This is a genomic window from Streptococcus infantis, from assembly GCF_047460405.1.
Classification (GTDB): domain Bacteria; phylum Bacillota; class Bacilli; order Lactobacillales; family Streptococcaceae; genus Streptococcus; species Streptococcus infantis_Q.
Map to the genome: position 1 here is coordinate 1 of NZ_JASHGH010000019.1, position 14,777 is coordinate 14,777.

A 14,777-nucleotide genomic window follows, 5' to 3' on the forward strand; every position below is an offset into this window, starting at 1 on the left:
GTGAACTCTGGGACTTCATGTACAGCACCTTCAGCACCATTAACTCCGTCTACAAATTCTGGGGTTTCTAACTTAGCTGATTCTACTGCATTCACACTACCGCTAAATTCTGGGACTTCATGAATAGTGGCTTCGCCATTTACTCCTCCGGTGAACTCAGGCACTTCATGGACAGCTACTTCTGCACCATTGACACCGCCTACAAATTCTGGAGATTCTGCTCTTGCTGCTTCTACTGCGTTCACACCACCTGTAAATTCTGGTTGTTCATGAACCGCTGCTTCTACACCATTAACTCCACCTACAAATTCTGGATCATTGGCTACGGCTGCTTCCTCGCCATTGACACCGCTATTGAATTCTGGTACTTCATGTACGGCTGCTTCTGCACCGTTGACAGATCCTTCAAAGGCTGGATTCTCAGGGGTGACAAGACTGTCTATGTTGACACCACCACTAAATTCTGGTTGTTCATGAACCGCTGCTTCCTCACCGTTGACTCCACCTGTAAATTCTGGAAATTCATGAACTGCCGCTTCGCTTCCATTTACTGCTCCAGGAATACCTGCTCCTTCAAGACTCACTGGAAGGTTGTGCATACTCTCGATCGCTCCAGAAGCAAGGCCAGTTATCTCTTGACCTAGATCTGACTTATCTATTGTGAATAGAAGAGTCTTAGTATCGTACTGGGTCATAAAGTTTATTTTTTTACCATTTGCCAACTGAAGTGTTGGGATTTTGTTAACTAAAACTTCTGAATCAAATTCTACTGCAAGAATTCCTGGCCATTTTTCAATAACATTTTTAACTTTGGCTTCTTTAGGAGAAATTCTTTCCTTCGTTAAGAAATCCCAGTTGAATTTCTTGAAGGATAGAGTATAAGGATTGCCACCAGCTTCATGATGCTCGTACAAGAGACCAAATTCTTTTGGTCCGATCTGTTGAAGTGAGTTATAGGCATACTCTCCTTCTTGAATCAAATGATGATGCAACCAAGTCAACTCGCCATCTTCTTCTACGCGAGCCACTCGAATATGGCCATTCTTACGACCTGGGCCATTGGCATTTGCTAGAAGGATGTACTCTTTACCATCTTGAACCGTATGAGTCGCCGCCATTTGAACATAAACATCTGGTACATCATAGCGTGCCACATAGTTATCCCATGTAATCCCACCATCATGACTTGTCGCAACTTGCAAATCTCCCGTCAAACCACGCATAAAGAGTTTCAATTGACCATTGTTCAACTGAACAACAGAAGCTTCTGTATTTTGAGCATAGTAATTGTTCATGTTACTTGAATCAACTACTGTGCCATCATGAAGTGTACGGTTGTCATTGACACCGCCACCCATATGCCAAGTCTTACCATGGTCATCTGAATAGATAATGCGAGATGATTGAGAACCGTTGAGGTGGTGGGTTCTGTTTGTCGTATAGACAGGGACAACAATCCGACCTTTATGAGGTCCATGCTGGAGGGTAATTCCCACTCCAGGTCCCACACCTAAGAATTTCATCCAATCAGCTTTGACCATTGGAGTGATATCTTGTGGTGCAGACCAAGTCTTACCATCATCATCACTGTAAGACATCCATAGGTAGCTGTCTTTGGCAATTCTAAATGGAGAAGTTTTATTGCTTGTAAAGTAGACATTTCCTAGTAGCTGCTCACCTTGATAAAGGTCACCTTTATCGCTATAGCCAGACTTGACAGGATTTACAACAACACGGTAATCCGTTGCCTGACCATCTGGTGTGTAGACTACACCATTTTCACGAATTGTATAGGCTCCATTTTCTCCTTCACGGTAGAGGATTTGGTAGGTTTTACCATCAATTTCTTTGTAGGCTTCCTCTTTTTCAGCTGACATCCCAAAAATTCCTTTCCCTTCTGGGAACATATCATAGACTGAAAAGATGCGTTTGGTTTCAGTATCTTGGGCTAAAACCATGTCGATATTGACTGGTGAACCAATGTTCGGATCCTTGGCTTTTGGGTTGTCACGTAGATTTGTAAGAGTGATGCGATCGCCCCATGTTTGGCCCTTATCTTCACTTCGTTTAACGACCATACCGATATCACCCCAGTCAGAGTAGTGTAGGCGGCGTTCGTCAGCTCCAGCAATCAAAGTTCCCTTGTCAGTCTTAAGGAGGGCTGGAATACGATAGCTATTAATACCATCTGGATTTGATTGCCCATTTTTACCAGCTTCAAAGACATCCTTTTTATCTGTTATCTCAGCCCCTTCTGGAAGTTTTTTCTCCAAATCCGCTCTTTCAAAGAGGTAACTACGATTTTGAACTTCTTCTGGACTTAAGGCACGGTCATAAACAGTTAAATTTCGAACCTTTAAGTTAGATCCCCAAACCATGCTTCCTGCACGATTTGTAGATCCAATCTGCATATGATTCACATCAGGCATATCTTTGATAAAGCGTCCTGATTTCTTACTTGTTCGTGACAAGACTCCGTTTACATAGAGACGAACTTGCCCGTCTGGAGAATCTGCACTTGGTCTTTCGACTGTAAAGGTTACTGAGTTCCACTGACCTGGTTTGACTGTTAACGGAGCATCTGTATATCTATCATAAAATTGGTCGCCGTTTTGATCTCGCCCCTCAATCAAGGCAACATTGTTGTAAACAGCCATGGTGAAATATTCATTTCGAACTGTATCACTTGAGACTGAGAAAAGGTTATAAAATGCTGGTGCAGAAGCATCTGGTTTGAACTCCATATGAATGGTCGCATTTTGAAGCTGTTTCAGTTTGTCCAACTGCTCTGTCAGATCAATTCTATTGCTATTTGTAGCATTAGTCTCTACATCTTCCTTTTCAAGAACAGTATTAACATTCTCTAATTCTCTAGCATAATAGTCACGTGGAAGTGCGTCTGAGTTTCTATCAGTTTCTGTAGTTTCTGTGGTTTCTGTAGTTTCTGTGGTTTCTGTGGTTTCTGTGGTTGCTTCGGTAGTCTCTGTTGATGTATGCGCAATCGTATCCACTACATTTGACTTCGTAACATTCTTTTCAACGATCTCTGCTTTTTCCTGTTCCTTTTCGACACCAAGCTCAGTGGTTTCTTTACTAGCAGCCGTTGATTCTTGAGCTAATACTGGTGACGCACCAAAAACAACTGCTCCAATCACTACTGAAGCGGCTCCTACTGTAAATTTGCGAATTCCGTATCGTTGTTTTTTTTCAAAATGACTATGTTTCATTTCTTATCCTTTCACCTCAAAAATAAAGCGCTTTCTTTTTTGCTTAAAATTTTTAGTCCCACTGACTAAATTTCAAAAATTACTTTTTCACGAATGGTTACACTCGCTCTTTCAAATTTTCTCTTACTTAACGCCCCATCGTTAACTAGAGTCTCCTACTCCTTTCAAATCTTATCTTATCCTCATTATATAATAAATTTCTATATTTTAAGATAGATGAATATAGAACAGATTTTACTTTCAGTTTTCGAAACATAAACTCAGACATTTGAAACTACTTTCGGATGCTTTGGATTTTTCTGACATAAAATTGCTTCATTCGGTTGAATCGTATTTTTAATGAACTTTATCTCAATCTTATACTCAATGAAAATCAAAGAGCAAACTAGGAAGCTAGCCGCAAGCTGTACTTGAGTACGGTAAGGCGAAGCTGACGTGGTTTGAATTTGATTTTCGAAGAGTATTAACTATTTGACTCCTGATTTATCTAGATCAAAAAGGCCGTAACTAGTTCTAGTCACGCCCCTTTCTAATATAAGATCAAATTTCTCTATGGATTTCGTTGATTTTAACTATTTCATTGATCTTCTTTTTTCTTACCTAGGGCAAACATGCCGAGGAGTATTCCTACAAGTCCTAGAGAGGCAAGAGGAGCAACAGCTTCACTTCCTGTTTCAGGAAGAAGTTGATGACGAGCAGCAGGGGCTTGATAAGTTTTATCTTCTGCCATGGCCTGAACCACAATTGACTGTTCTCCCTTATACTCTGAGACCTCATGGATAGCAGCTTCTAGCCCATTAACACCACCTGTGTACTCTGGAACTTCTAACTTAGCAGATTCCACTCCATTGACACCACCTGTGTACTCTGGAACTTCTAACTTAGCAGATTCTACTCCATTTACACCACCTGTATACTCTGGTGCTTCTAACTTAGCAGATTCTACCGCATTGACACCACCTGTATATTCTGGCACCTCTAACTTAGCAGATTCTACTACATTGACGCCACCTGTGTATTCTGGAACTTCTAACTTAGCGGACTCCACTCCATTGACGCTACCTGCATACTCTGGAACTTCTAACTTAGCAGTTTCCACTGCATTGACGCCACCTGTGTATTCTGGAACTTCTAACTTAGCAGTTTCCACTGCATTGACGCCACCTGTGTACTCTGGAACTTCTAACTTAGCAGATTCTACCGCATTAGCACCGCCTTCATAGGCTGGAAGTTCTGAACTTGCTGCTTCTACTGCATTAACGCCACCTTCATAAGCTGGAAGTTCTGAGCTTGCTGCTTCGACTGCATTAACGCCACCTTCATAAGCTGGAAGTTCTGAGCTTGCTGCTTCGACCGCATTAGCGCCGCCTTCATAGGCTGGAAGTTCTGAGCTTGCTGCTTCGACCGCATTAGCGCCGCCTTCATAGGCTGGAACTTCATGAACCGCTGCTTCTACTGCATTCACACCGCCTTCGAACTCTGGACTTTCTGCCTTAGCTCCTTCCTCACCATTGACGCCACCTTCAAAAGCTGAAGTGTCTGACTTAGCGGCCTCTACTGCATTCACACCGCCTTCGAACTCTGGACTTTCTGACTTAGCTCCTTCCTCACCATTGACGCCACCTTCAAAGTCTGATGCGTCTGACTTAGAGGCTTCTACTGCATTGACGCCGCCTTCGAACTCTGGACTCTCTGCCTTAACTCCTTCCTCACCATTGACACCACCTTCGAACTCTGATGTGTCTGACTTAGAGGCTTCTACTGCGTTGACGCCGCCTTCGAACTCTGGACTCTCTGACTTAGCTCCTTCCTCACCATTGACGCCACCTTCAAAGTCTGATGCGTCTGACTTAGAGGCTTCTACTGCATTGACGCCACCTGCGAAGTCTGGACTATCTGCCTTAGCTCCTTCCTCGCCATTGACACCGCCTTCGAATTCTGGACTATCTGCCTTAGCTCCTTCCTCGCTATTAACGCCGCCTTCAAAGTCTGATGTGTCTGGCTTAGCTGCTTCTACTGCATTGACGCCACCTGCGAACTCGGAACTCTCTGTCTTAGCTCCTTCTTCGCCATTCACACCACCTTCAAAGTCTGATGTGTCTGACTTAGAGGCTTCTACTGAGTTGACACTGCCTTCGAACTCGGGACTCTCTGACTTAACTCCTTCCTCGCCATTGACACCACCTTCGAAGGCTGAGATTTCATGAACCGCCGCTTGTCCTTTTGAAGTTTCCACTGGAATATATTCTGGAATTTCATGAACGGCTGCTTCCTCGCTGTTCACACCACCCTCGAAGTCTGAGACTTCATTGACTGCTGCTTCAGCACCATTCACACCGCCTTCAAATTCTGGGACTTCGTTAATAGTTCCTGGTGGATTTTCTTCAACCTCTATTTCTGGAACTTCATGAACAGCTGCTTCTTCGCCGTTCACACCACCTTCAAAGGCTGGCACGTCATGAACGGCTGCTTCCTCACCGTTGACGCCACCATCAAAGGCTGGATCCTCATGAACTGTACCTTCACCATTGACTGCACCTGTAAATTCTGGGACTTCATGGATTTCTGCTTTTGCACCATTTTTCCCACCAGGGACTCCTGCACCTTCAAGACTTACAGGCAAATTATGCATGCTCTCAATTGCGCCATCAATGATTTCTGTAATTTCTTGACCAATATCTTCCTTGCTAGCTGCAAATAACAAGGTTTTTGAATCATACTGCGTCAAGAAGGTAGCAAAATTCCCATTTGCCAGTTTAAGAACTGGTGGTTGATTCACCAATACTTCAGAATCAAATTCTAAAGCAATGACATTTTTGCTCATCTCCACAGCATTTTTCACAGTTGCTTTTGTTGGAGCAATTCTATCCTTACTTAAGAAATCCCAGTTGAATTTCTTATAAGACAAGGTGTATTCATTTTGAGTGGCAGTCGCATGCTCATAAAGCAAGCCAAATTCACCATTTCCAAGATCTTGCAAGGAGTTATAGGCAAATTTACCGCTTTGAATTGGATTGTGTTTTAGCCAAGTTAGGTCTCCATTAGCTTCCACACGCGCTAAGTGTACCAAACCATTGTAGCGTCCTGGTCCACCTGCATTACTGAGGATGATATATTCCTTACCATCGTGCACCGTATGAATGGCAGACATTTGAACGTAGACATCTTTGACATCTGAATAGCGTTTTACGTCTTTTTCCCAAGTTGCTCCACCGTCTTTACTCGTTGCAACTTGCAAATCCCCTGTCAATCCACGCATAAAGAGTTTGAGGTCTCCATTATTCAACTGAACAACAGTTGACTCCGTATTTTGAGCACCTGGATTATTCATAGTTGAAGAGTGAATTGTTTGGTTACTTACTGGACGGTTATCATTGACCGCTTCACCAGCGTGCCAAGTTTCACCATGGTCATCTGAGTAAATGACGCGTGAAGACTGAGAACCACTTAGGTAGGATACGTTATTTGTAGTGTAGGCAGGGATAACAAGACGCCCTTTATGAGGTCCTGAATGTAAGGCAATACCTGTACCAGGTCCAGTACCTAAGAAGTGCATCCAGTCCTTACGAATGCCGTATGTAATATCTTTTGGTGCAGACCAAGTTTTTCCATCGTCATCGCTATAAGACATCCAGAGATAGTTGGTGTTTGAAACTCTAAAGATATTCTTATCGCTATAATCGAAGTAGACATTACCAATCAGTTCTTCACCTTTATACAAATCACCCTTATCACTATAGGCTGGTTGCTTAGGATCAACTACAACTCGATATTCTGTCTTTCTATTTTCGGGATCAAAGACTTCACCATTTTCACGGATTGTATATCGTCCTGCTTCACCTTTTTTGTATAGAACCTGATAAACCTTATCTCCAATTTGCTCATAGGCTTGTGGTGCTTTTCCTGGTAAATCTCTGACAGCTTCACCTTCTACGAACATATCAAAAATAGAGAAGATTCGCTTAGTTTTCGGATCTTGGACTAGGGCCATGTCAATATTGACTGGTGATCCCGCATGAGCTCTTCTGGCATTCTCATTATCACGAGGATTTGAGATGACAATTCTATCTCCCCATGTTTTACCCTTATCATCACTACGACGAACAACCATACCGATATCGCCCCAGTCAGAGTGATGCAAGCGTCTCTCATCTGCACCAGCAATCAAGGTTCCTTTATCAGTTTTCAGCAGGGCTGGAATACGGTAGCTTGCGATACCATCTTTATTTGGCTTGCGGTTCTCACCACCTTCAAAAACATCCAGTTTATCAGTAACTTCTGCTCCTTCAGGAAGTTTCTTCTCCAACTCTCCTCTTTCAAAAAGTTGGCTACGTTTTTTAACTTCTTCTTGAGAAAGAGCACGATCATAAACCGTTAGATTACGGACTTTAAGATTAGAACCCCAGAAGTTTTTGCCTGTACGTTTCAATGTACCAATTTGCATACGGTTGACATCTGGCATATCTTGGATGAAACGACCAGACTTAGGACTTGTGCGCGACAAGACACCATTTACATAGACGCGAACCTTACCATCGGGTTGATCTGCATTTGGTCTTTCCACTGTAAAGGTTACAGAGTTCCACTCACCTGGCTTAATCTTCAGAGGAGCATCTTTATAATCTCCATAGAAATGATTTCCATTGGCATCACGACCTTCAACGATAGCTGTGTTATTAAGGATGGCCATGGTAAAGTATTCATTTACTTTGGTATCACTAGAAACCGAGAAAAGACTGTATAAATTAGGAGCAGACGCATCTGGCTTAAACTCCATATGGATGGTCGCATTTTGAAGTTTTTTAAGCTTGTCGAGCTCCTCTTTCATGTCAACTATTTGACCGTTTGCACGATTCGTTTCAACATCCTCTTTCTCAATAACAGTATTGACATTTTCTAACTCTCTTGCATAAAAGTCACGAGGAATGTTTCCAACTTCTTCTTCGTCTTCACTATCTGTTCCTGGAGTTTCACTTGCCGCTTCTGTTCCTGTTGGTTTTTCAGCCCCTGGGTTTGCTTGCAACTCTTCACGGTTGACTTCTGTTCCACTATTACTTACTGTAGTTACTGGATCTGCAGGTTTCTGATCTAGATTAGCTAGACTTCCTGTTTCTGCTTCTTTGTTTGTTGTTGCTTCTTGGGCCAAGACCGGAGTAGCACCAAAAACAACCGCTCCAATCACTACTGAAGCTGCTCCAACTGCAAATTTCCGAATTCCGTATCTCTGTTTTCTATCAAAATTTCTCTGATTCATGTTTTCCCTTCCATTTTTATAAAAAGTTAAGCGCTTTCTTTTTTGTTTAAAATTTTTAGCCACCGAGGCTAAAGTAGCAAAAGAAACTGATCTGTTCAATGGGAGTCCCCATCCTTTTTACTGTGAACTACTGTTGCATGACATAAATTTCCATTTATATGAAGAAATACAACAGATTTTGCTCCTTCCATAATTGATATCACACCTATTATATAATAAATATTACAAATTTTAGTCAAATCAATCTACAATAGATTCTACTTTCAAATATATTTGGAAGAATCAAACTATTTGAAACTACTTTCTTGCCATCCAAATATATTGAAAAGAACCCTGTAATTCATTCAAAATCACAGGGTACTTCTTCCTAAGCCTTTATTGACCTACATAGGTAAATGGGATCTCACTACCACACAACCAGTTGTAAACCTGATCATTGACATGGACGTTCATAGCTTCGTGTGCGTATTCTGGCATCAGGCGATAGCTCTTCTCACAAGTCAAACGATTGTAGATAGCAAACTGAGTGATTGGATAGCAAACATCGTCATCAAGTCCTGTAATCATTCTCACCTCACCTTTGATTCGATGGGCAAGATTTTTTACATCGATATAGGCGAGCGTCTCCATAATCTGCTCTTCAGTCTCATGGAATGGATCATGGAACTTAAAGTAACGAAAGAGCTCATCATAGGCTTCGCTGGTATTTCCAATCTCTAGCACTCGTCTAAAGTCTGATAAGAATGGATAAATAGCAACTGTACGTTTGATACGTGGATTTAGTCCCGCAGCCACTAGAGCTAGTGCCCCTCCTTGAGAAGCTCCATAGCTTGCTAATTGCCCCTCATCCACTTGTGGGAAACTAGCGACAATTTCAACCAATTGATAGATATCTAGATAGACATCTTTATAGAAGAGTTGCTCTTTTCCTTCTACTGCACCACGAATGATTTGGCCCTTAACTGTATTTCCGAGAGGTGAGCGCAAGCCATCTTGTGAGTATCCAGATTGGCCACGAACATCCATAGATACAACACCATAACCAGCTACTGTAAAGGCTAGCATATCTGTCCAATCCCAGCAACGTCCCATATAGCCATGGAAGTGGAAAATGACTGGTACTTTCTTTTCTGATTTTGGTAAGACTACACGCGCATAAACAAGGCCATCACGGGTACCTCTAAAAGTTAACTCATAACACTTCACAGTTGGAATATGAAAGTCTCGTTCCTCTAATTGATAGTCTGGTAACACTGACAATTTCTCAATCTCACCATCCCAAAAAGCATCAAAATCATGAGGAACTTCATCCCTTCCTTGGTATGTTTTCATTTCTTCTACTAATGCTGGATTTCTCATAAAACCCTCCTTAATTTTGTAACCGTTACCATAACTCTAGCACATAAAGGTAGGCTTTGCAAGAAGGATTTTTAAATAGAAAGTGATTTTAATTTTGAAGATTCATCAAAGCTAGTCTGAAAGTAGTTTTATCCACTCCATTCTGTCTAGATTCAATACACTTTCAAAGAAAACAGCTTCTTTGGTCTCTCCTCCAAGAGTCATTGAAGACTAGTCTTATACTCAATGAAAATCAAATTCAAACTACGTTAGCTTTATCTGCAAGCTCAAAGCCGTGCTTTGAGCAACCTGCGGCTAGCTTCCTAGTTTGCTCTTTGATTTTCATTGAGTATTAGCATGTTCTCGGGTATATAGTTGTCTATCTTTAAACTAGTTTTTTACAAAAATAAAAAAGTTTCATAATCTTAATAGAATTATTCTACCAAGATTACAAAACTCTTTCTTATTTCAAATCTTTTTTATAGCGTTCCAACTCTGCTTGGTTTGCCCAAACATAGTGACCTGGACGAATTTCTACCATAGAAGGCTTATCAGTTTGATAGTCATGTTGATCTGGATCATAGACTTTCAAAACTTTTTTACGTTCCAAGATTGGGTCTGGAATCGGAACAGCTGATAGAAGTGCTTGCGTGTATGGATGAACTGGATTGTTAAACAATTCTTCAGTTTCAGCCACTTCAACAATAACACCCTTATAAATTACCGCGATACGATCAGAAATGAAACGAACTACTGACAAATCGTGGGCGATAAAGAGATAAGTCAAGCCTAATTCCTTTTGGAATTTTTTGAGTAAGTTCAAGACTTGGGCACGTACAGAAACGTCCAAGGCTGAAATCGGCTCATCCGCAATAACGAAGTCAGGTTGCATAACCAAGGCACGGGCAATCCCGATACGTTGACGTTGTCCACCTGAAAACTCATGTGGGTAACGTGTCAAGTGTTCAGCCAAAAGTCCCACTTCACGAATGATATTTTGAACTTTTTCTTTTCTTTCTTCTTCATCTTTAAATAAATGGTGGTTATAAAGACCTTCCGAAATGATATAGTCAACCGTTGCACGTTCATTCAAACTTGCAGCAGGGTCTTGGAAAATCATTTGGATACGACGGATTAATTCCGAAGCTTGTTCACGTGATTTTTTACCATTGATTTTTTGACCTTCAAAGATAATATCACCTTTGCTGGTATCATTAAGACCGATAATAGCACGACCAATTGTTGTCTTACCACTACCAGACTCTCCAACAAGTGAGAAAGTTTCTCCTTTGTTGATAAAGAAGTTCGCATTTTTAACAGCGACAAACTTTTTGCTTCCTTCACCGAAGGAAATTTCTAAGTCTTTAATTTCTACTAATTTTTCAGACATTTCCTTCCTCCTAGTCCACAAGATGTGTAAAGCCCATCTTTTCACGAATCTTGTCGTGTAAATCTGCAATCACCGATGGTTTTTCAACTTTTGGAGCTTGTTCATGAAGCAACCATGTCTTAGCCCAATGAGTATCAGATACTGCAAACTGAGGTGCTTTTTCCTCGAAGTCAATCTTCATAGCATAATCTGAACGAAGAGCAAAAGCATCTCCCTTCAATTCAGTATAAAGCGATGGAGGTGTTCCAGGGATTGAGTATAATTCACCTTTGTCATCCGCAAGTTGAGGCAAGCTTGACAAGAGGCTCCATGTATATGGATGACGTGGGTCGTAGAAGATTTCTTCAACAGTACCATACTCAACGATTTCACCAGCATACATAACCGCTACTTTATCAGCGATACTTGCTACGACACCTAGGTCGTGGGTGATAAAGATTGTTGTAAAGTGGTATTCGTGTTGAAGTGACTTCAACAAATCAATAATCTGTGCCTGAATGGTCACGTCAAGAGCTGTTGTCGGCTCATCACAGATAAGAATGTCTGGACGACAAGCAAGAGCAATCGCGATAACAATACGTTGACGCATTCCCCCAGAATATTGGAAAGGATACTCGTCAAAACGTTTCTCAGAATCTGGAATACCAACTTTATTCATATAGTCAATAGCCATCTCTTTAGCTTCTTGAGCAGTCTTACCTTGGTGTTTAACAATAACTTCTGTGATTTGACTTCCGATTGTCTTGATAGGGTCTAGACTGGTCATCGGATCTTGGAAGATAGTTGCAATCTTGGCACCACGAATACTTTCCCATTCTTTATGAGAAGATAAGGTTGTCAAATCTTGTCCACGGTAATTAATACTACCTTGTGCAATACGACCATTTTCTTCCAACATTCCTGTGAATGTTTTTGTCAAAACTGATTTACCTGAACCTGACTCCCCAACTAACGCGAGGACCTCTCCCTCAATCAAATCGATGGAGACACCTCGAATAGCTGTCAAAATCTTGTCACGAACATCAAATTCCACGACAATATCTTGAGCAGTCAAAATTACATTTTTTTCTTTTGTCATTTCTACTCCTATCTATGTGTACGTGGATCACTAGCATCTGCTAGGTTTTGACCTACTACGAAAAGGGACAAGGATACCAAGACCAAAGTTGTCAATGGAATCCAGAAGAGGTATGCATTGGTTGTTACGTTCTGAGAATAATCTGAAATCAAGCGTCCCAAACTAGGAACTGTAATCGGCAATCCTAGACCAAAGAATGAAAGGAAAGCTTCATATGAGATAAAAGATGGAAGCATTTGCGACGTACTCGTAACAATAACAGATACCAATTGGGGCATAATGTTTTTCATAATAATTTTGTAACTTGGTGTTCCCAAGGTACGTGAAGCAAGGTTGTACTCTAAATCACGGTAACGTAACATTTGGATACGAATTGAATGGGCAACACTAATCCAAGTGGTTACACTCATGGCAAAGATCAAATTCCAGAAACCTGCACCGATAGAGTAAGTCAAAACAATAACGATCAAAAGTGATGGAATATTGTTGATAACGTTGTAGACTTCCATCATGATGCGGTCAACTGATTTTGAGATCCCCCAAATTCCACCAATAACAACACCGATAAAAAGATTGACAAAGGTCGCAATGACAGAAATCAAGATAGAGTTACGAGCTCCAAACCAGACACCATCAAAGAGAGATTTACCATTACTATCTGTACCAAACCAATGCTCAGCATTTGGTTTAATGTAACGAGCGCTAAAATCATTTACCTTACTTACATCATTGAAGTCAAAATCAGAGAACATTGGGTAAATGAAACTCATTAAAACAATTGCAATCAAGATACCTAGCATGATTACTGTTGATTTCTTCTTCAAAAACTGTCTAAAGACAGAACCCCAGTATGAGTAGGCAGGAGCATCAATTGCTTCAGAGGCATAATCATCACGTTTTACAAACTGAAATTTTTCATTACTAATTGTAGACATTATTTGCCTCCTTTCTCTGTCAATTTAATACGTGGGTCAATAATGGTCATCCAAATATCTCCGATAAGGTTTGAGAAGATTGAAACACAAGTGAAGATAAAGACGAGACCAACTACCATATTATTGTTTGAAGCCTTTACAGAGTCGATCAACATTTTACCCATACCTGGGAAGGCGAAGACTGTTTCGGTAAGAGTTGCTCCACCAATAACACCAATGATAGAACCTGGAATACCAGAAACGAGTGGTACCATAGCATTTTTAAAGATGTGCTTGTCAGAAATTTCTTTCTCAGACAAACCTTTAGCACGAGCAAAACGAACGAAATCTTGTGATTGCAAGTCAATCATATAACGACGAATCCAAATTGCCATAGTAGGTGCTCCTAGCAAGCCCAGAATCACTGCAGGAAGGACATAAGAACGCCAATCACCAGCACCCAAGATTGGGAATGAGTCTGGGAAGCCGATTGAAGAACCAATCAAACGAATAATATAGACTAGGGCAATCGTTGGAAGAGCCAACAAGAACGTTAGAGTCCCTGTAGCGAAACTATCGATCCAAGTGTTTTTGAAACGAGCCATTGCTGAACCAAGAGGAATCGCAATCGCATATGAAATCGCAAGACCAATCAAACCAGTGATAGCAGAACTTGCAATCATAGATGGGTACTGATAGTTGCTCTCAGTAGCTGTATATGGATCATCTTTACCGTAGTTGGCTACTTCACGAGCATCAGCTTGACTCGGAGATTTATAAGTTCTTGAGTAAATATTAACTGATGATGTTTTCTTACCAGTTGGGAATTGAACTTCAGAAGTCTTGGTTTGTCCTTGTCCTTGTGTAATAACTTGAAGAACAGGAGTATTGGCATAAGTTGGATAAGAATCTCCTAGGTTCAAGTTGACAAAGTTTTGGTGGACAAATGGGAACTGACTATTGAAGTACAAGAGGTATTTATGTTTAGTACCTGAACCCACAAGAGACCAACCGATAGCAGGGTCATTCTCAAAGCGCAAATAACGCTCTAAGTTAGGATTCTCAGGGTCTTGGATCTTGTTTGTATGGTCAATATCAAGCAAGTTTGCATAGAATTTGAACACACGCTCAAAAATAGGAATTTCACGTGTAGCGTAGAATTGTCCACTCTCTGTAAACTCACCTAGAGTCCAACCATTTCCAAGTTGTTGGATATATTTTTCATAGATTGCTTTATTTGTATCATTTGCATCTACTGTAACAGAAGAGTCAATGCTACTAGCTTTTTCCTGCAACTCTTTCGTATCGTAATATTCGATATAACCCATACGTTCAAAGACGGTATTTTCATAGTTATCACGTTTATCAGCTGTGGTTGCAATTTTATTGTAGTTAGTATCTTGTTTGAAGATCAACTTCCGTGGAACCATCGTATAGATGATTGTGTAAATCAAGGTCGTTACTAAGAAAATAGAAACCAACGACCGCAAGATACGCATAAAAACATATTTTTTCATATTATTTCCTTTTAAATCCCAAAAGAACCTTCTCCTTTAGGAGAGAAAGTTCTGATGAG

Annotated in this window: 7 protein-coding genes; all 7 read right to left on the bottom strand. The window is 40.9% G+C overall.

The window, feature by feature from the left end:
- The coding region (locus tag QM928_RS08610) for an SIALI-17 repeat-containing surface protein (protein WP_414321996.1) at nucleotides 1-3,227 on the bottom strand (3,227 nt) is incomplete at its 3' end.
- A gap of 577 nt (nucleotides 3,228-3,804) precedes the next feature.
- Nucleotides 3,805-8,481: an SIALI-17 repeat-containing surface protein gene (locus QM928_RS08615; protein ID WP_414295003.1), complete on the bottom strand. Its 4,677-nt coding sequence runs from the start codon at nucleotides 8,479-8,481 to the stop codon at nucleotides 3,805-3,807.
- A 375-nt stretch (nucleotides 8,482-8,856) separates the two neighbouring features.
- Nucleotides 8,857-9,840 carry an acetylxylan esterase gene (locus QM928_RS08620; RefSeq protein ID WP_414295004.1) on the bottom strand — a complete coding sequence of 328 codons (984 nt, stop codon included), beginning with the start codon at nucleotides 9,838-9,840 and terminating at the stop codon, nucleotides 8,857-8,859.
- A 442-nt stretch (nucleotides 9,841-10,282) separates the two neighbouring features.
- Nucleotides 10,283-11,209 (bottom strand): ATP-binding cassette domain-containing protein, encoded by a 927-nt coding sequence (locus tag QM928_RS08625; protein WP_414295005.1) that lies wholly within the window; start codon nucleotides 11,207-11,209, stop codon nucleotides 10,283-10,285.
- Nucleotides 11,210-11,219: 10 nt separating this feature from the next.
- Nucleotides 11,220-12,287, bottom strand: coding sequence for an ABC transporter ATP-binding protein (locus tag QM928_RS08630; RefSeq protein WP_414295006.1), 1,068 nt, complete (start codon nucleotides 12,285-12,287; stop codon nucleotides 11,220-11,222).
- Between the two features lie 8 nt (nucleotides 12,288-12,295).
- Nucleotides 12,296-13,222, bottom strand: a complete 927-nt coding sequence (gene oppC / locus QM928_RS08635) for an oligopeptide ABC transporter permease OppC (RefSeq protein WP_248035153.1) — start codon at nucleotides 13,220-13,222, stop codon at nucleotides 12,296-12,298.
- Entirely contained in the window at nucleotides 13,222-14,718 is a 1,497-nt protein-coding gene (locus QM928_RS08640; protein ID WP_049502738.1) for an ABC transporter permease, read from the bottom strand. The genes oppC and QM928_RS08640 overlap by 1 nt, the downstream gene beginning before the upstream one ends.
- Nucleotides 14,719-14,777 lie beyond the last annotated feature (59 nt).